Here is an 18,464-nt window from a genome sequence, read left to right as displayed (position 1 = left end):
AGAAGCGGCCTTAGCGGCCGCCTTGGTGTTCCATCGTTCGTGCGATGTCCCGGGGCAGGGCCGCCGCGTCGTCGAGATCGTCCAGCCGGAGGCAGCGGTCGCGCCAGTCGGTGGGCACGCCTGCGGTCAGGGTGTCGAACTTCTTGAGCACCGCCTCCTCCGGGAGGGGGCGCGCCGGGGAGCCCAGGGCGTCGACCACGCGCCGGGAGACCTCCCCGGCGGGCGTTTCGACCGTCACCCGCGCGGCCCAGTGGTCGGGGAGGAGGGCGTCCAGGGCGGGGTCCGGGACCAGCGTCACGGGCGGGACATCGGCGGCGAGGCGGGCTCGGCGGAACGTCGACACGTCCTCGGGGGTACCGGAAAGGGCGGCGGCGACTGCGAAGGCCGCCCCGGCGGACGCCTCGGCCGGGCCCGGTACCTCCCTGTCCGCGTTGACGAACGACATCAGGCCGGACGGAAGCGCCACCTCGACGTGGGTGGCGTCGCGGACGCCCAGTTCGAGCAGCGCGTCGATCACGGCGTGCAGGGGACGGGCACACGGATACGGCTTGAACCCGCAGTGCTCCAGATGGACACCCGCGACGGGAGAGGCCGGTGCGGGTGGGCGGGCGAGCGCGAGCGCGGCCGGGCGGTCCAGCAGGGCCGGGCTGCCCGTCGCTCCGGCGCGGGCCAGGTACGCCGCCTCGACGCCGTCCGCGGCGGCCCGGCCGGGGAGCAGGTAGTGCGCCTCGCCGAAGCGCCCGGACGAGAGCAGCCCGCCGAGCCCGGCCGCCGCAACCGCGAGCGCCGAGGCCGTCCGCTCCTCGTCCAGGTCCAGCAGGACGGCCGTCGCGGCGGCGGCGCCGAGCGGCCCGAACAGGGCCGTCGGCCACCAGCCGGACGCGTACAGCGCGGCGCCCCCGAACCGCAGGCCGGCCTCCACCACCGCCTCGTACCCGGCGAGCACCGCGTCGACGACCGCGGCGCCCGGCCGCCCTTCGCGCTCGGCGACCAGCAGTGCCGCGGGGACGACGACCGCCGCGGGGACGACGGCGGCTCCGGCGTGCAGCGCGTCGAACTCGTCCAGGTGCGCTTGGGCCGACCAGCGCAGCACACGGTCGCGCAGGGATTCGCCGAAGTGCGAGGCCAGGGGCCCGGCGATCGGGTGGGCGGCGCCGGAGACCACGCAGCCCGTCGTGTCCAGGACGTGCAGGGCCGCGAGCCGGCGGGCGTCCTCCGCCGCCGCCCGGGGAGCCCGCGCGGCCCGGGCGGCGAGGTCGCCGAGCGTGCTCACAGGCGGGGCAGGACGTCGCCGCCGACGGCCTCGATGAGGTCGTGCGGCGGATCGTAGGAGCCGACGTGCTGGAGGAACACGCCGGACGCCCCCGCCTCGAACGTCTCCCGGAGCCGGGCGGCGACCTCGTCGGCGGTGCCGACCAGGCAGAAGGCGCGGGCGAAGGCGAGCGCGTCGTCGTCGGACACCCAGCGGCCGGCGACCTTGACGGCGTGGTCCCAGTCCTCGGCGTGCCCGATGTCCGGGTAGACCTCGTCGATCCGGTCCGGGACGGACAGCCGGATCCCCGCGAGGGCGAGGAAGGGGGCGCCGCCGTTCTGCGCGATCGACGCGCAGATGGGCTTGAGCTTCCGCGCGGAGGCAAGGACGTCGTCGGTGACCTCGCAGAACGCCGACACCGTCAGCGGCACGTCGCCGGACCGGCCCGCCTCCCGCGCGCCCTCGCGGACCTGCGCCGCCGCGGCGGCGAGGGTCTCCGGCGAGACGCCGCTGAGCAGGACCACACCGTCCGCGACGGCGCCCGCCAGCCGCAGGTTGCGCGGCCCGCTCGCGGCGAGGTGGACGGGCACGGCCGGCGCGGGGTCGCGCAGCCGCGACCGCACCGTGCCGTAGTCCCACTCCTCCCCGGCGAGGAGCGCTCGCAGCTGGGCGAGCCCCTCGCTGAGCTCCGCGCGAGTGCTGGCGCGCAGCCCGATCGGCACGACGGAGCTGTTCCCGACGCCGAGGCCGAGGGTGAAGCGTCCGGGCGCCAGTTCCGCGACGGTCCGCGCCGCGGAGGCCACGACGGACGGGTGCCGGGTCGCGACGTTGGTGACGGCCGTCCCGAGCCCGATCCGCTCGGTGCGCAGCGCGGTCACCGACAGGACGGAGAAGACGTCCCGCCACAGCAGCTGCGAGTCGGGGAACCAGACCTCGTCGAACCCGAGGCTCTCGGCCCTCGCCGCGACGGACGCGAGCCGGTCCGGGCGGTCGCAGGCCGGGACGCGGATGCCGACCTTCACCGGGCCTCCCCGAGGAAGTCCAGGTTGAGGCGGTTGAAGCGGGCGGCGTGCTCGTGCTGGGGCCAGTGCCCGCACTCGCCGAAGACCTCCAGCCGGGAGCCGGGGATGCTCGCGTTCATCCGGTGCGCCTCCGGGACGTCGCCGAACGGGTTCTGCGCGCCCCACACGATCAGCGTGGGCGCGGTGATCCGCCCCATCTGCTCGGCGGTGAGGAGGTCGGGCTCGCGGTTCTCCATCTCCTGGAGGCAGAGCAGGTTGTCGACCCGCTTGACGAACTCGGGCCGGTGGTAGATCGCGTGCCGGACCTCGACCAGCTCCTCGGACACGTCCTTCGCCGGGTCGTGCATGAGCAGGTGGAGGCGCTTGCGGGTGAGGTCGATGTCGTCCTCGGCGACGGCCTTGCGGGTGCTGGTCTTGATGCGCTCCATGACGGCGGGGTTGGCGACGGTCCCGCCGGGGGCGACGAGCGTGAGCCGCCCGACGCGGTCGGGGTGGTCGGCGGCGAGGCGGCCCGCGACCCAGCCGCCCAGCGACTCGCCGACGAAGTGGGCGCGCTCGATGCCGCAGGCGTCCAGGTAGGCGAGGACGTGCTCGACGTAGCGGGGGATGCGGTACGGCTCGTCCACCCCCTCGGTGTAGCCGTGCCCGAGCATGTCCACGGCGTGGCAGGCGTACCGCTCGGCGTGCGCCGGGATGTTGCGGACGAACGCCTCGAGGTGGCCGCTGGTGCCGTGCAGGAACACGACGGCCTCTCCCGTCCCGGCCTGGAGCGCCCGGGTGCGGACGCCACCGGCGTCGATGAAGCGGACGGCGTGGTCGACGCCGGTGAGGTCGGTCCAGATGCTCATGCGTTCTCCATGGTTGCTGTGGGCTCCTCGGTCGCTGCGGGCTCGACGACGGCGACGCCCATTCCGGTGAGCCATTGGGGGACGGCGGCGTAGGCGAGCGTCTCGCCGCGCGCGCCGGGTCCGAGGGCGGCGAGCATGGCGATCCAGGAGCGGATCTCCTGCGCGCCGTTGCCGGCCTCCGCGTCGATGTCGGCGGCGGTCCGGTCGAGGACGGGGCCGAGGTCGCCGTGCTCGACGAGCTTCAGGAACGCCGCGTCGAACGAGGGGTTGACGTCGGCCTCGGCGGCGCGGATGATCTGCCGCCGCCGGACCTCGTAGTCGCCCCACGAGCCGCGCCCGTTCAGCCATGCCTCGACGAGGAAGCGGTCGTCGTCCGAGAGGGTCTCGAACCACTTCGGCCACGGCAGCCGGTGCGACAGCCCGCCGGACGCGACGACGGCGATGCGCTTGCCGGCGCCGTCAGCGGCGATGGCGCGGCCGAGCGCCGCGCCGAGGTCGTGGCAGCGCCGCAGGGACGGCAGCGGCGGCGCGAACATGTTGATCACGATCGGGACGATGGGCACGTCGAGGCCGGGCACCAGGTGCTGGAGCCCGTGCGTGATGCCGTGGTCCACGGTGAGCCGCAGGGAGAAGGCCGGGTCGAAGCCGCCGTCCACGAGGGAGGCGGTCAGATGCCGCGCCAGCTCCGTGTCGGCGGGCAGCGGGCCGCCGGGCGTCCCGGCCTCGCCGGCTCCGAGCACCTCGCCGACGCCGATCGTGAACGCGGGCATCATGTCGAGGAAGAACCCGCGGAAGTGGTTCGACCCGATGACGACGACGGTGTCGGGGGCGGCGGCGAGCAGCCGGTCGCGGGCGCGCTCCAGCCCGTCCCGGAAGCGGTGGGCGTCCTCCAGGTGGTCGACCTTGTCCCAGTCGGTGTTCATCAGGGTGCTGTGGGAGGCACCCACGCCGAGCACGATGTCGCTCATCAGCTCCTCCAGCGCAGGACGGACGAGGCGACGGACCGCCCCGTCCTCGGGGTGGTCGTCGCCGCCCGCCCGCGGTGGGCGGCCGGAACGCGGGTCAGGGGCGCTCGGCCGCGAGCCCTCTCAGCAGGACGTCGAGTCCCGCGTGGAACTGCCGGTCCGTGGGCAGCCAGGCCAGCTCCGGGGACAGTTCGACCATGTTCGGGAACTCGCCGGCCGGCAGCGCCGAGTAGAAGTGGGCCCGCTGCCGGCGCAGCTCGGCGGCGTCCTCGTCGTCCCCGCCCCACGGCCGCGGCATCTGGTAGGCGGCGAAGCCGAGCGTGTACGTCAAGAGGAGCCCGTAGACGCAGACGGCGTCCGCCGGGGGCAGCCCGCTCCGCCGGAGCCGCGCCAGGACGCGTTCGAACGCGCCGCTCAGCGAGCCGCGGCTCGCCGTGGTCCGGGTGGACAGCAGCCGGACCACGCTCGGGTGCTCCCGCATCATGGCCAGCAGCGCCTCGGCGATGCGGCGCGCCTCGGTGACCGGGTCGGGCCCGATCTCCTCGGGCAGCCGCAGGTTGCCGAGCACCTGGTCCGCCATCGCGTCGAGGATGTCGTCCTTGTTCTTGAAGTGGCGGTACAGGGCCATCGTGCTGAAGCCGAGCTCGCCCGCGAGGCGCCGCATGGTGAGCCCGTCGAGGCTCTCCCGGTCGCCGATCTGGATGGCGGCGTCCACGATGTCCTGCGCCGTCAGCGCCTTGGCCGGACGGCGTCCTCGGGGCGGGGGCCGCCGTGTCGTCACTCTTCGCTCCGTCTCGCCCAAGGTCCTGAACTCTTCTCCACTCGATCTTCTCCCGGATCACAGGCCCACGTCCGCCGTTGTCCGGGTACAGGTGTTGATCGTGGTGCGCATCACGTGCCGGGTGAGGCGGCACATCTCCCTGAGGTCGACCACGTTCATCCCCATGGGGAAGTCGACGGGCAGCGGCGCCTCCGCGCCCGCCCTGGTCATGCCGATCCGGGCCGTGGGCAGGCCGCGGTTCCGCAGGATGTTGGCGTCGGTGGCGCCGCTGTTGCCGAGGATCGGCTCGTGCGCGCGCCCCTCCTCGGCCTCCCACGCCTCGACCGCCGCGCGGACGATCCACGAGCCGGGGTCGGTGGCCGTGCCGGGGATCGCGAGGGTCATGTCCCAGCCGATCTCCAGCCGCGGGTGCGCGGCGGCGATCCGCGCGACGGCGGCGGCGAACTCGCGCTTGACGCTCATCGGCGTGGACGCCGGGGACGTGCGCAGGTCGAGGACGAACCGGCAGGACGCGGGGGAGACGGCAGGCATCCGCATGAAGCCGCCCTCGATCGCGCCGATGTTGCCCTGGGGGGCGACGGTCCCGGACGTGTGCCGGGCGGTGTACTCGGCGAACCACTCCTCCAGGGCCGCGGCGACGGTGCCGGCGCCGAGGATCGCGTTGCGGTAGTCGATGCGGTGGCGGCTGCCCGCGTAGGAGTAGGTGCCGCCGACGGTGACCTCGAACCAGCACAGGCCGACCTCGTCCCACGACACGGCCCATCCGGGCTTGGCGATCAGCGCGTAGTCGGCCCACACGCCCTGCTCCAGCATGAACGAGCATCCGCTGCCCTGCCCCGCGTTGTACCGGCGGACGCGGGGGGCGGTGCGCTTGTTCGTCGGCATGCCGCCCGCGCCCAGCCCGAGGACGACGTCGCCGCGCAGCGGCGTGCCGGCCCGGTGCAGGATCTCCAGCGCGGCGACGAGGCACGCGGCGTGGCCCTTCGGGTTGCTCGCGCCGAGGCCGATGACGTAGTGGCCGTCCCGGACGGGTTCGGGAAGCATGTCGTAGCGCTGCGACGTGCCGACCCGGGGCAGGTCCTCTTCGGGGTTCCCGGTCGTCAGCGTGTCGATCGGGGCGTAGAGGAGCAGGTCGGGTCCCGTCCCGTCGCCGCGCAGCCGGGCGACGGCGTTGCCCTGGGCGTCGTCGATCGGCTGGTAGGCGGCCTCGATCCCGGAGGCGGCGAGGGTGTCGACCGCCCAGCGGGCCAGGGCGCCCTCCTCCCCGGTGGGGCTGGGGATGGCGGTCATGCCCGTGATGATCTCGGCGAGGCGCTCGGGGTCGACGAGATTCTCGGCGTCGCGCAGCAGGGCCAGCCGCGCCTCGTCCAGCGCCGTCATGCGGACTCCTCCGTGTCGTGGGCGAGGCGTTCGGCGGCGCGTTCGGCGAGTCCGGCGGCGGCGTCGAGCTTCCACGCGTTGCCGGGCAGGGGGTGCCCGTACCTGGTGAGTTCGGCGTCCACGGCCTCGCGGAGCGCGGCGGGGGTGAACGGCCTTCCGTCGAGGGCGCGTTCGGCGCGGGCGGGACGCCACGGCGTGGGGGCCAGCGCGCCGAACACGATGCGGCAGTCGTCCCACCGGTCGGCCGACCGGCTGGACGCGGCGACGGACACCACGGCGAAGTCTCCCTGCCAGAGTGCGAGCTTCTCGAACACGCAGGCCCGGCGAGGCTCCGGGATCCGGACGGCGACGACCAGGTCCGTCTGCTCCAGGGCCGTCTCCCCGGGTCCCGTGTAGAGGTCGCCGATCGGGATGCGGCGTCCGTCCGACAGTTCGACGGAGGCGTCCAGCGCCGCGAACACCGTGGCCAGGTCGGACGGCGTGACCGCCTGGCAGCGGTGCCCTTCGACGGCCGCGTGGTAGAAGCGGTGGTCGCCGAGGATCGCGTAGCAGGGGCTGGTGGCGCCGTTGCGCTTGTAGCAGGGGAAGCCGTTGCGGAAGAACCAGCAGCGCTTGGCCTGCAGCAGGTTGCCCGCGACCGTCGCCGCGTTCCTGACCTGCGGCGACGCGATCGAGTCGGCGGCCTCCGCCAGCGCCGGGAGCGACTCGGCGAACCGGGCGGACACCTCGGCCAGCGTGGCGGCCGCGCCGATGACCACCGTCCCGTCCGGCTCCTCGGTGATGTCGCGCAGGCCCGGGAGCAGGGCGGTGGAGACGAGGCGGTCCGCTGTGCCCAGCCGCTGCCGGCGCTGGAGCAGCACGTCGGTGCCGCCGCCGATGGCGGTCCCGTGGCGCAGCGCGGCGCGCGCCTCCGCGATGCTCTCCGGACGGGCGATCTCGGCGATGTCCGGGACGGGCGGCGCCAGGTCCGGGTACCGGCCCTGCCGGCCGAGGCGCGTCCCCCACCGGTGGAGCAGCGCGTGGACGCCGCGCGGGTACGCGGCGCGCATCAGCGCGATCCACCAGCGCGAGGGCCGCCGCCGCAGCCGGTGGTCGCGGACCCGGCCCTCCTTCTCCGCCAGCGCCCGCAGCACCTTGTCCGGGGTGATCGGCAGGTCGCGGATGCGGACGCCGACCGCGTCGTGGACGGCGTTGGCGATCGCCGCGCCCGGCGGGATGATCGGGATCTCGCCGACGCTCTTGGCGCCGTAGGGCCCCGCGTCGTCACGGCCGTCGACGATGAACGGCCGGACGCTCGGGACGTCGGCGGCGCGCGGCATCGCGTAGTTGATGTAGGCGGGGTTGACGACGCGCCCCTCGGTGCGGATCAGCTCCTCGCCGAGCGCCGCTCCCAGCCCGTGCACGGCCCCGCCGATGATCTGGCCCTCGACCATGACGGGGTTGATCGCCCGCCCGACGTCGTGCGCGGCGACGTAGTCGAGCACGGTGACCTCGCCGGTCCGGACGTCGACCTCGACCTCCGCCCCGTGCGCGGCGAAGGAGTAGGTGGGCGACAGGTTGGCCTTGTCCTCGCCGGGCGTGATCGTCTCGGTGCCCTCCAGCTCGTAGCGGGACTCCAGGCTGAGGCCGCCGTGCGCGCCGGCGAGGTCGCCGAAGCTCATCGAGTGGCCGCCGTGGCGGGCCTCGCCGTCGCGCAGCTCGACGTCCCTGGGGGCGCAGCCGAGCTTGTCCGCCGCGAGGCCGCGCAGCCGGCCGGCCATCTCCCGGGCGGCCTGGCCGGTGGCCATGCCCGACATGTGCGTGGCGCGGGACGACCAGGCGCCGAGGTCCAGCGGCGTCAGCTCGCCGTCCATCGACAGCACGTCGACGTCCTCGGGGGCGACGCCGAGCTCCTCCGCGGCGATCTGGGCGAGGATCGTCTTCTGGCCGGTGCCCGCGTCCGACCCCCCGAACCGGACCCGCACGCGGCCGTCGCCGTCGACGTCCACGCCCGCCTCACTGACGTTCGACAGCGGGTAGGCGTAGGCACCGGACCCGTGCGCCGCGCTCGACACGCCGAGGCCGCGGCCGGGGGTTCGCGCGGCCCGCTTGGCGTCCCAGTCCAGCTCCCGCCGGACGGTCTCCAGGCAGTCGACGAGCCGAGCCGTCGTGACCCGGTACCCGCACAGCGTCTCGGTGTCCGGCTCGACGGCGTTGCGGACGCGCAGGTCGATCGGGTCCATCCCGAGCCGCTCGGCGATCTCGTCGAGCTGGGACTCCATGGCGAGCGCCACCTGCGGCGTCCCGTACCCGCGGTACTGCCCGCCGGGCTGCGTCGCGGTGTCGACGAGCCGCGCGTCGTACCGGACGCCGTCCGCCCGGTACACCGACCCCAGGGCGATGACGCCGACGCGCATCACCGACGAGCCCATGTGGGAGTAGGCGCCGTTGTCGACGTTCACCTCGGTCTCGAAGGCGCGCAGGTTGCCGTCCGCGTCGGCGTAGGTGCGCAGCCGCGTCTCGAAGCGGTGCCGGGGCTTGTTGGAGGCGAACTCCTCCTCCCGCGTGAGCGAGATCAGCACGGGCGTCCCGGTCTTGCGGGCCAGCGCCGCCGCCAGGATCTCGTGCTCGGACGCCTTGGACTTGGAGCCGAAGCTCCCGCCGGTGGCGACCTCGCGGCACACCACCTGGCGGTGCTCCAGCCCCAGCAGGTGCGAGACCTCCTTGGCGATGAAGTAGGGCGCGTGCGTGGAGGTCCACAGCTCCATCACCTCGCGGCCGGCGTCCCACCGGGCGAGCGTGACGTTGGGCTCCATGCAGGCATGCGCGACGCTCGGGTAGACGAAGTCGCCCTCGACCATCACGTCCGACGCCGCGATCCCGGCGTCCGGGTCGCCCCACACGCTGTTCCACCGGATCGCGACGTTGCGTTCCGAGGGGCGTCCGTGGAGGGCGCGGGCACGCGGCGCGAGGGCCTCCGCGATGGTGAGCGGCGCCCGGAGCGGGCGGATGCGCAGCCGGATCGCCGCGACCGCCGCCCGGGCCTGCTCGACGGTGTCGGCCGCGACGGCCGCGATCTCCTGCCCGACGTAGCGGACCACGCCAGCCGCCAGCGGCGGCCGGTCGGACATGTGCCCGCCGCGGTGCAGGTACGTGATGCCGGCCGGGAAGTCGTCCGCGGTGATGACGCCGCGCACCCCCGGCATCCGCAGCGCGGGCGCCGTGTCCAGGCGGGTGATCCGCCCGTAGGGGACGGGGGAGCGCAGCACCGCGGCGTGCAGGTGCGGCGGCCCGGCCAGGTCGTTGACGTAGGGGACGCGTCCGAGGGACCGGTCCCGCCAGTCCAGCGGCCGGACGCTGCGCCCGATCCGGTCCGTCATTCCGCCTCCCTCCGCGCCTCTGCCCGCGCGCGGGCCGTCGCGCACACCGCCTCGACGATCGCCGCGTAGCCGGTGCACCGGCAGATGTTGCCGGACAGCTCCCTGCGGACCCTGGCCCGCGCCTGCTCCGCGTCGGCGGGGAGGCCGGCGCGGAGCAGGGCGGTGGCGTGGACGACCTGGCCGGGCGTGCAGAAGCCGCACTGGAACGCGCCCAGGTCGGCGAAGGCCGCGCGCAGGTCCGCGGACTCCTCCGCGAGGCCCTCCGCCGTCGTGACCTCGCCGTCGACCAGTTCGACGGGCGTCACGCAGGACAGCCTGGGGCGTCCGGCGACGAGCACGGTGCAGGCGCCGCACTCGCCGCGCTCGCACGCGAGCTTGACGGACGCCGCCCCGAACCGCTCCCGGAGGACGGCGGCGAGGACGGTCCCGGGAGGCGCGGCGGCGTCGCCGGCCCGCCCGTTGACGGTGATGTTCATGAAGGACCCCAGACGGTGGAGGTGCGGACGGACGGCGTGCTACTCCAGGTCGGCCTCGGTGAGGTCGCCGGCGTCGCTCTTGTCGAACGGGCGGGTCTCGATGTTGACCACGCTGGGGGTGTCCTTCCCGTCCAGCTCGCCGACCATCGTCTGGAGGGCCGTGGCGCCCCACTTCTTCGGCTGGAGCGCGATCTCGTAGCCGACCCGCCCGTCCCGCACCATCGCGAGGGTGGCGGGGATGCCGTCGAAGCCCGTCACGGTGATCTGGCCGGTCTTGCCGGCCTCGTTGATCGCCTGGACGACCCCGGTGAGGAAGTCGTCGAGGTTGGCGTAGACGACCTTGGCGTCCGGCACCGCCGACAGCGACGCCTTGGCGGCCTTCAGGCCCTCCTCGGAGGTGAGGGCGGTGACGTTGACCTCGTGGGCGACCGTCATGTCCGGGCAGGAGGCCGAGCCGACGACGGCCTTGTAGGCCTTCGTCATCTCCTGGACGTAGGGCGCCGCGGACGGCCCCTTGATCATGATGATCTTGCCCTTGCCGACGTTCTTGCACGTCCACTCGGCGATCTGCGTACCGGACTTGCCCCAGTCGTTGCCGATGTAGGACGCGCGGCTGGACTTGTCCTCGACGTCGCGGGCGACGGTCATGACCGGGATGTGCGCCGCCTTCGCCGCGTTGAGCGGCGCGACGACGGCCTTGGAGTCGATCGCGGAGACGAGGATGCCGTCCACGCGCTTGGCGATGAGGTCGTTGATGTCGTTGGCCTGCTTCAGCGGGTCGCCGCCGGCGTCGGTGAAGACGACGTCGACGCCGAGCTTCTTCGCCTCGGCCTGGATGCCCTTCTGGATCCCGGCGTACAGGGCGATCCGCGGCGCGGCGAAGCTCACGCCGATGGTCTTCCTGCCCTTCTCGGACGCGTCCGAGCCGGTGCATCCGGTGGCGGCCAGGCCGATGCATAGCGCCGCCGCGGCGATCCCGCGAAGTCGGGTCATGCGCATGGTGGGTCTCCTCGTGCGGATCTTGCGGGGTTCGGTGGGAGGCGGGGGGCCGGGGGCGGTCGGGTGGCGGCGGCGCGGTCAGGTGACGGTCGCCTTGGCCGGGACGTCCGCGGCGCTCGGGCGCGGCGGTGCCTCCTTTCTCCCGGTGCGCAGGCGGGAGAACCGGCGCAGCAGCTCGGCCGACATCGCGAGGATGAACACGACCCCGACCGCGACCTCCTGCCAGGCGTCGCCGACGCCGTTGAGGTTGAGGCCGTTCTGGATGACGGAGATGACCAGGACGCCGAGCAGGGTCCGCCACATCGCGGCCCGCCCGCCGTGCAGGGCGCTGCCGCCGAGCACGACCGCGGCGACCGAGAACAGCTCCAGGCCCTCGCCGACGGTCGGCTGCGCCGACTGGAGCCGCGCGGTCGTCGCCATGCCGGCCACGGCGGCGAACGTCCCGGCGAGCACGAAGGTGGCGACGATCGTCCGCTCGACGCGCAGGCCCGCGAGCCGTGCCGCCTCCCGGTTGCCGCCGCTGGACAGCACGCGCAGCCCGAACGGGCTCACGCTCAGCAGGAACGCCGAGACGGCGAAGCAGACGATCATCACCCAGACGATCCACGGGACGCCCAGCGGGCGCCCGACGCCGAACCCGGCGATGCTCGCGGGCAGCCCGCCGACCGACTCGGCGTGGGTGAGGATGAGCGTGGCGCCCACCCCGATCACCGACGTGCCCAGCGTGATCATGAACGGGTGGACCTTGAGGGCGATCACGAGCATCCCGTTGAGCAGCCCGAACACGATCCCCGACAGCACCGCCGCGGCGAGGCCGAGCGCGACGCTCTGCGTCTCCCGCATGACGATCGCGCCGACCGCGCCGTGCAGCGCGACCTGCGCGCCCACCGACAGGTCGAACCCGCCGCCGGCGATGACGAAGGTCTGCCCGAACGCGACGATCGCGAGGATCGCCATCGAGCTCAGGACGTTGAGGATGTTGCCGCTGCTGAGGAACGAGTCCGTCGAGAACGTCAGGACGATGGCGAGGACGACCAGCAGCAGCGGGACGAACGCGTCCTCCAGCGCGGGGGCGGTTCTCTTCATGAGGCAAGACCTTCCGGGTGTTCGCCCAGGCACGCCGTCATCAGTTCGGCGTGCGTGGCGTCGGCCGTGAGTTCGGCCACGAGGCGTCCCCGCCGGAACGCCAGGTAGCGGTCGGTGATGGAGCGGAACTCCTCGCTCTCCAGCGCCACGACGACGACGCAGCCGCGCTCGTCCGCGAACGCGCGGAGCTGCCGCAGCACGTGCTCCTTGGCCCCGATGTCGATGCCGTGCGTCGGCTCCTCCACGACCAGGACCTTGGCGCCCGCCGCGAGCCACCGCGCGATGAGGACCTTCTGCTGGTTGCCGCCGGAGAGCAGCCCGGCGGGGAACGCCGGGTCGGCCGGGCGGATGTCCAGGTCCTCGATCAGCCGGAGCGCCGTCGCGCGCATCCTCCGCCGGTCCAGGACGCCGAACCGGCTGAACGCCGCCACGTCGCCGAGGGCGATGTTCCGCTCGATGCTGAGCAGCGGCTGCACGCCGTCGCGCTTGCGCTCCTCGGGCACGAACCCGATCGCGGCGGCGACGGCCGCGACGCGGTTGAGCGGACTGACCCGCCGGCCGCCGACCGCGACCTCGGCGCGCTCGCGCCCGGGCGGCCGGCCCGCCCCGGCGAGGGTGCGCGCGAAGCGGCCCGCGCCCGAGCCGAGGAGGCCGGTCATCGTGACGACCTCGCGGTGCCGCAGGTCCAGCTCGGGCGCGCCCGGCAGGTCCGCGTGGACGAGCACGTCACCGGGCTCGTGCGGCGCGCGGTCCGGGGCGTTGGCGAGGGTCCGGCCCGCGACCAGCTCGACCAGCCCGTGGGGGGTGGCCTCGCCGCGGCCGAGGCGGGCGACGATCCGGCCGTCCCGCAGCGCGGTGATCCGGTCGCAGAGCAGCCGGACCTCGTCGAGGTCGTGGCTGACGAACAGGACCGCGAGGCCGTCGCCGGCGAGCCGCCGCACCAGGTCGGTGATGAGCCGGGACTGCCGCGGCTCCAGCGCCGCCGTGGGCTCGTCGAGGATCAGCAGCTTCGGCCGGGCGCGCAGCGCCCGCGCCACCTGCAGCAGCTTCTTCTCGGCGAGGTCGAGGGTGCCCGCCCGGCGCGCGGGTTCGAGGTCGACGCCGAGCGTGCCGAGCAGCTGCGCCGTCTCGGCGTGGTCGGCGCGGCGGTCCCGCAGCAGCCGGCCGCGCCGGTTCGGGGCGGCGACGACGATGTTGTCGGCGACCGTCAGCTCGGGGAACAGCTGCGTCTCCTGGTGGACGACGGTGATGCCGGCGCGTTCGGCCTGCGCGGGCGTCGCGTTGCCGACCCTCCGGCCCTCGACCTCCAGGCGCCCGCCGTCCGGCGCGTACGCGCCGCACAGGACCTTGATCAGGGTCGACTTGCCGGCGCCGTTGGAGCCGATCAGCCCGTGGACCTCCCCGGCCGCGAGGTCGAGGTCCACCCCGTCCAGCGCGGTGAACGCGCCGAACCGCTTGGTGACGCCGTGCGCGGCGACGGCGGGCGCCGTCACGAGGCGGGCTCCGTCCGCACCGCCGTTCCGGTGCCGCGCACGAACGCGGCCAGGGCGCGGCGCCGCAGCGGCGGGACGCCGAAGACGGCGGCCAGCAGGACGGCGAGGGTGATCAGGATTCGCATCGGGCGGCCTCCACAGGTGCGAGCCGGGGGTCGGGGGAAGGGCGGTCGGCGGGTCGGTGGTCCGTGGGGCGGGGGTCGAGCAGGAACGCGTCGGCGAGCCGCGCGTAGTCGCGGGGCCGCTCCTCCTGGGGGTGGTGCGCCGTGTCCGGCAGCACCTCCAGGACGGCGGCGGGCAGTGCCGCGGCCAGGCGGGCCGCGTAGTCGACGCCGGCGAACGGGTCGGCGGAGCCCCACAGCAGCAGGACGGGGGCGGCGACCTCCGGCAGCAGGGGGCCGAGATCCTCGGGCCGGCCGCGCCCCTCCATATCCGTTCCGAGAGCAAGGGCGTCGAGCTTGACGCTGTTGCGGAAGCGTTCGAAGACAGTCGCCTCCGGAAGCATCGTGGGATCGTTCCACTCGTAGTGGCGGATGAGATCGCGCATCTTGTCCGGGGTCGGGCCGTCCCCGCCGTAGTAGGCCGCGCGGACCTCCGCACCGCTCGCCCCGGGCGCCCCGCCGAGGTCGGCGGGGCGGCTGCCGGTGAGGACGACGCGGCCGACCCGGTGCGGCGCGCGCGCCGCGATCAGCAGGGCGACCGCCCCGCCGAGGGACTGGCAGACGAAGTCGGCGCGGCGAATGCCCAGGTCATCGAGCAGGGCCATGACGTAGCGTGCGTGGAAGGAGAACAGGGGGCGGTCGGCCCGGGGCGCATCGGAGTCGCCGTACTGCGGCAGGTCCACCAGGACGAGCCGGCGGCCGGGCAGTTCCGGCACGAGGGCGGCGAAGTCGGTCCAGGCCGAGCAGCCGGGGCCGCCGCCGTGCAGCAGGACGGTGGGTGCCCCCTCGCCGATCGTGCGGACCCGCAGCGCGGACCCGAGCACGGTGTGCCAGGTGCCGGCGATCGATGCGGTCATGGAGGGTTCTCCGGTTCTTCCGGCCTCCTCGCGGAGGCCTCCGGCGGCCTTTCGAGCAGGGCCGCGGTCCGAGAAAGTCGAGCTGAAGCCGTGGATAACGGGTGATGCGTACTATGTACACTACTTAGGTCCGGAGTCAATGCCCCGGATCGGATCGCGGGTCAGAGATCCAGCACGAGGCGGTCCGAGAGGCAGCGCGAGACGCAGGGCATCATCGCCCTCCCGGCCGCCCGCTCCGCGTCGGTCAGCAGGCCGTCCCGATGGTCGGGAACCCCTGCCAGGACGGGCGTCTCGCAGCTTCCGCAGATGCCCTCGCGGCACGCGTTCGGGACCTGGATCCCGGCCTGCTCCAGCGCGTCCATCACCGTCTCGAAGGAACCCACCTCGACGGTCACCCCGGATCGCGCGCACTCCACCTCGAAGGCGGTGTCCTCGCCGTCCAGCGCCTGATCGCGCGGCGCGGCGAACCGCTCGACGTGCAGGCTTCCCGCCGGCCACGCCTCGCACCGCTGCTCCACCGCCGCGATCAGGCCCTCCGGCCCGCAGCAGTAGACCGCCGTGCCGGGCTCGGGAACGCCGAGCAGCGCGTCGAGGTCCGGCCGGCCGTCGCCGTCCTCGGGGACGACGGTCACCGCGTCTCCGTACCTGGCGAGTTCGGGCAGGAAGGCCATGGAGCTCCGGCTCCGCCCCCCGTAGACCAGGCGCCAGGGGACGCCGCTCTCCGCCGCCTGGGCGATCATCGGCAGCAGCGGTGTGATCCCGATGCCGCCCGCCAGGAACAGGTAGCGCGGCGCGTCCTCCAGCGGGAACCGGTTGCGCGGGCCGCGCACCCGCACCGTGTGGCCGGGCCGCAGCTCCTCGTGCACGTACGCCGACCCGCCCCGGCCGTCGGGCTCGTACAGGACGGCGATCCGGTAGGTCCCGGGCTCGCCGCACAGCGAGTACTGGCGGACCCATTTGCCCAGGTCGAGCTCCAGATGGGCGCCCGGTTCCCAGGGCGGCAGCGGGGCGCCGCCGGGGTCGGCCAGCGTGACCGACAGGACTCCGGCGGCCTCCCAGGCCATCGAGCGGACGATCAGGTCGCGTTCGTTGTCCAACATGGCTCGTACTATGTACGGTACTTTGCAAACACGTCAAGACCCGGGGTTGACAGGGCGGAACTTCGCCGTACAAAGTACGTAACATTGTTAAGGAGGCACCGTTGACCACCAATGCCACGTCCCCGGGCCGCGCCCGGCCCGAGCGGCGCCGGCCGGGCCAGGACTGGTCGTCCTGGCCGACCTACGAGAGCGCCGTGCTCGGGTTCCGCGACCACTGGTACCCGGTCCTGTGGACCGAGCAGGTCGGCAGGAAGCCCGTCGCCGTGACCCTGCTCGGCGAGAAGATCGCCCTCGTCCGGGAGGGCGACGAGATCCACGCCCTGCACGACCGGTGCCCCCACCGCGGCGTGCCCCTCTCCCTGGGCCGCCGCCAGTTTCCCGGCACGGTGTCCTGCCCCTACCACGGGTGGACCTACGACCTGAAGGACGGCAACCTCTGCGGCGTCCTCACCGACGGCCCGGACTCGCCGATCAAGGGCCGCGTGAAGGTCCGCACCTACCCCGTCCGGCAGCGCTTCGGCCTGGTGTGGGTCTACATCGGCGACGGCGACCCCCACCCGCTGGACGACGACCTGCCCGAGGAACTGCGCCGCAACGCCCTCGTCATCGGCGGCCGCACCGACATCCGCAAGGGCAACTGGCGGTTCGCCGCCGAGAACGGCTTCGACGAGGGCCACGCCAAGTACCTGCACAACACGGCGCTGTGGCGGCTGTTCAAGGTCATGCCCGCGTGGAACAAGACCCGCATCGTCGAACGCGGCGAATGGCTCGTCCGCGTCCAGGACGAGGTGCACTGGGAGGCCGACATGCCCGGCCTCGGCCTGTGGACCAACAAGCGCTGGTGGAAGCGCATGCCGCTGCCCGACGCCCCCGGCAAGGCCCAGAAGGCCAACCCCGTGATCAAGGGCCTCGACCTGCCCGGCTTCGTCTCGATCCGGATGCCCGGCATCCTCCGCGTCGCCTACCCGCAGTTCATTCACTACGAGTGGTACGTCCCGGTCGATGCGGACAACGTCAGGTACGTCCAGCTCATGGTGCGGTTCGAGACCGGCGCCCGCGCCGGCCTCTTCAAGCTCAGGTACCTCGCGGCCGTCCGCTGGCTGTTCCACGGCCAGTTCACCGCGCAGGACGCCTGGATGGTCGACGTGATGGACGCTCCGCCGGAGAAGCTCTACCGCCCCGACCTGTCGCTCACCGCTTGGCGGCGCAAGGTCGAGCAGAGCAGGCCGAACGTCCAGCCGTACAAGCGCTGAGCGCTACCCTCGCTCGGGAAAAACCGACGAGACACGGAGCGGCATGGCCAAGAAGGACACGCGGACGCTGACCCGCGAACGCATCGTCGAGACCGCCGTGCGCATCGGTGACTCCGAAAGTCTGGACACCCTGACCGTCCGCCGCCTGGCAGGCGAGCTCGGTGTCGGCGCGATGACCCTGTACAGCTACTTCCGCAACAAGGAAGAGATCCTCGACGCGATGGCCGACCACGTCCTCGGCGGGATGGAGGTCCCGCCCGCCGAAACGGACGACCCGGTCGACATCCTCGTGGGGTGCGGGCGGGCCTTCCGCGCGATGATGCTCGCCCACCCCTGCGTCGTCCGGCTGCTCTCCACCCGCGTCTCCGACAGCATCGACGCCCTGGACGGCGCCATGGAGGCCGTCCTCGCCCGCCTGGAGTCCGCGGGGCTCAAGGGCGCGGACGCCACCCGCGCCTACGGCGTCCTCATCACCTACGCGCTCGGCTTCTCCGGCTACCAGACGCCCCGCACCTGGGGCGACGACCCGGAGGCCAGGCGCCAGCGCCGCCACTTCTACGCCGGTCTGCCCGCCGACCGCTTCCCGAGCACGGTGCGGCTCTCCTCCGACCTCCCGATGCTCGCATCCTCGGAGCAGTTCGAGTTCGGCCTCCACCTGATCGCGCGGGGGCTGGCCGCCGCCGCGGACTGACGGTCCCGTTCGTCGGGCGCGGGAAGCCGGTTCCGGGCGGATGTCCGGCAGAATGTGGGCGGGACGGAGGTGACCCGATGTCCGCACTCGGAGGATCGCTCGAACGCTCCATCATGGACGTGCTCTGGGCCGCGTCCGGTCCGCTGCGCGTCCGCGAGCTGCTGGCCGAGCTGAACCGGAACACGGAGAGGACGCTGGCCTACAACACCGTGCAGACCGTGGCCGAGCGCCTGGCTCAGAAGGGGCTCCTGCGGCGCACCCAGGAGGGGACGGCCTTTCGCTACAGCCCGACGCGGGCGCGGGAGGAGTACGCGGTCGAGCTGATGATGGACGCGCTGAGCGAGTCCGCGGACCACGGCGCCATCCTGGCGAGGTTCGCCGAGAGCGTCCCGCCGGAGGACGCGCGGCACCTCCTGGACGCGCTGCGGCGGCGGACCGCCGGCGAAGACGCGTGATCCCGTGACCTACGTGGTGGCCGGCCTGGTCGTTTCGGTGGTCCTGCTCGGATGCGCGGCGGGGCCCGCGCTGGACCTCCTCAGGCGCTCGGCCGTCGGCCCGGGGACGGCCGTCGCCTGCTGGACGGCGGCCCTCGCCGGGACGTCCATCGCCGCCGCCGGCGCCGCCGCGGCGGCGCGTGGAGCGCCCGCCGGGGCCGGGCCAGGGTTGCTGTCCTGGGGGCGGGGCAGGCAGGCCCCCCCCCGCCGCCGCCCCCCCCCCCCCGACCGGGTGCTCAACGACGCC

The 18,464-nt window shown here is 73.9% G+C and carries 17 protein-coding genes and 1 pseudogene; 4 read left to right on the top strand and 14 right to left on the bottom strand.

Translation table 11 applies throughout. From position 1 onward, the window contains the following. Positions 1-10: 10 nt before the first annotated feature. The 14 genes from ABWI07_RS18950 to ABWI07_RS18885 all read right to left on the bottom strand — a co-directional run bounded on the left by ABWI07_RS18950 (position 11) and on the right by ABWI07_RS18885 (position 15,779). A complete protein-coding gene (locus ABWI07_RS18950; RefSeq protein ID WP_353819294.1) occupies positions 11-1,273 on the bottom strand; it encodes an MmgE/PrpD family protein in 1,263 nt (420 codons plus the stop codon). Then, entirely contained in the window at positions 1,270-2,274 is a 1,005-nt protein-coding gene (locus ABWI07_RS18945) for an LLM class flavin-dependent oxidoreductase (protein WP_149263919.1), read from the bottom strand. Before ABWI07_RS18945 ends, ABWI07_RS18950 begins: the two co-directional genes overlap by 4 nt. Next, positions 2,271-3,122, bottom strand: a complete 852-nt coding sequence (locus tag ABWI07_RS18940; protein WP_149263918.1) for an alpha/beta fold hydrolase — start codon at positions 3,120-3,122, stop codon at positions 2,271-2,273. Before ABWI07_RS18940 ends, ABWI07_RS18945 begins: the two co-directional genes overlap by 4 nt. Next, entirely contained in the window at positions 3,119-4,090 is a 972-nt protein-coding gene (locus ABWI07_RS18935; RefSeq protein ID WP_353819293.1) for a DODA-type extradiol aromatic ring-opening family dioxygenase, read from the bottom strand. The genes ABWI07_RS18940 and ABWI07_RS18935 overlap by 4 nt, the downstream gene beginning before the upstream one ends. 94 nt (positions 4,091-4,184) lie before the next feature. Then, entirely contained in the window at positions 4,185-4,868 is a 684-nt protein-coding gene (locus ABWI07_RS18930) for a TetR/AcrR family transcriptional regulator (protein WP_353819292.1), read from the bottom strand. A gap of 57 nt (positions 4,869-4,925) precedes the next feature. Continuing rightward, positions 4,926-6,248, bottom strand: coding sequence for a M20 family metallopeptidase (locus tag ABWI07_RS18925; protein WP_353819291.1), 1,323 nt, complete (start codon positions 6,246-6,248; stop codon positions 4,926-4,928). Continuing rightward, positions 6,245-9,607: a molybdopterin cofactor-binding domain-containing protein gene (locus ABWI07_RS18920; RefSeq protein ID WP_353819290.1), complete on the bottom strand. Its 3,363-nt coding sequence runs from the start codon at positions 9,605-9,607 to the stop codon at positions 6,245-6,247. The genes ABWI07_RS18925 and ABWI07_RS18920 overlap by 4 nt, the downstream gene beginning before the upstream one ends. After that, complete coding sequence (locus ABWI07_RS18915) at positions 9,604-10,083, bottom strand: (2Fe-2S)-binding protein (RefSeq protein WP_353819289.1); 480 nt, start codon at positions 10,081-10,083, stop codon at positions 9,604-9,606. Before ABWI07_RS18915 ends, ABWI07_RS18920 begins: the two co-directional genes overlap by 4 nt. A 39-nt stretch (positions 10,084-10,122) precedes the next feature. Next, positions 10,123-11,076 carry a substrate-binding domain-containing protein gene (locus ABWI07_RS18910; RefSeq protein WP_353819288.1) on the bottom strand — a complete coding sequence of 318 codons (954 nt, stop codon included), beginning with the start codon at positions 11,074-11,076 and terminating at the stop codon, positions 10,123-10,125. Positions 11,077-11,160: 84 nt separating this feature from the next. Beyond that, a complete protein-coding gene (locus ABWI07_RS18905) occupies positions 11,161-12,168 on the bottom strand; it encodes an ABC transporter permease (RefSeq protein WP_149263912.1) in 1,008 nt (335 codons plus the stop codon). Further along, positions 12,165-13,661 carry a sugar ABC transporter ATP-binding protein gene (locus tag ABWI07_RS18900; RefSeq protein WP_160161163.1) on the bottom strand — a complete coding sequence of 499 codons (1,497 nt, stop codon included), beginning with the start codon at positions 13,659-13,661 and terminating at the stop codon, positions 12,165-12,167. Before ABWI07_RS18900 ends, ABWI07_RS18905 begins: the two co-directional genes overlap by 4 nt. Next, on the bottom strand, positions 13,658-13,786 hold the full coding sequence (locus ABWI07_RS18895) for a hypothetical protein (protein ID WP_268843301.1): 129 nt from the start codon (positions 13,784-13,786) through the stop codon (positions 13,658-13,660). Before ABWI07_RS18895 ends, ABWI07_RS18900 begins: the two co-directional genes overlap by 4 nt. Further along, positions 13,774-14,679 (bottom strand): alpha/beta fold hydrolase, encoded by a 906-nt coding sequence (locus ABWI07_RS18890; protein ID WP_149263910.1) that lies wholly within the window; start codon positions 14,677-14,679, stop codon positions 13,774-13,776. Before ABWI07_RS18890 ends, ABWI07_RS18895 begins: the two co-directional genes overlap by 13 nt. Positions 14,680-14,840: 161 nt before the next feature. Next, entirely contained in the window at positions 14,841-15,779 is a 939-nt protein-coding gene (locus ABWI07_RS18885; RefSeq protein ID WP_149263909.1) for a PDR/VanB family oxidoreductase, read from the bottom strand. Between the two features lie 101 nt (positions 15,780-15,880). On the opposite strand from ABWI07_RS18885, the gene ABWI07_RS18880 reads away from it, so the two are divergent. The 4 genes and pseudogenes from ABWI07_RS18880 to ABWI07_RS18865 all read left to right on the top strand — a co-directional run. Then, on the top strand, positions 15,881-17,032 hold the full coding sequence (locus ABWI07_RS18880) for a Rieske 2Fe-2S domain-containing protein (RefSeq protein WP_353819287.1): 1,152 nt from the start codon (positions 15,881-15,883) through the stop codon (positions 17,030-17,032). Positions 17,033-17,075: 43 nt separating this feature from the next. Beyond that, the gene (locus ABWI07_RS18875) at positions 17,076-17,723 is read left to right on the top strand and encodes a TetR/AcrR family transcriptional regulator (protein ID WP_149263907.1); all 648 of its coding nucleotides are present in this window, start codon (positions 17,076-17,078) and stop codon (positions 17,721-17,723) included. 77 nt (positions 17,724-17,800) lie between these two features. Then, positions 17,801-18,178, top strand: a complete 378-nt coding sequence (locus ABWI07_RS18870) for a BlaI/MecI/CopY family transcriptional regulator (protein ID WP_353819286.1) — start codon at positions 17,801-17,803, stop codon at positions 18,176-18,178. A 4-nt stretch (positions 18,179-18,182) separates the two neighbouring features. Continuing rightward, positions 18,183-18,464: pseudogene (locus tag ABWI07_RS18865) on the top strand (hypothetical protein); the annotation flags it as partial.

The organism is Actinomadura sp. NPDC000600, assembly GCF_040492135.1.
Classification (GTDB): Bacteria; Actinomycetota; Actinomycetes; order Streptosporangiales; family Streptosporangiaceae; genus Spirillospora.
Note: the sequence above shows the minus strand (reverse complement) of the source record. Positions and strands in the feature narration are given on the sequence as shown.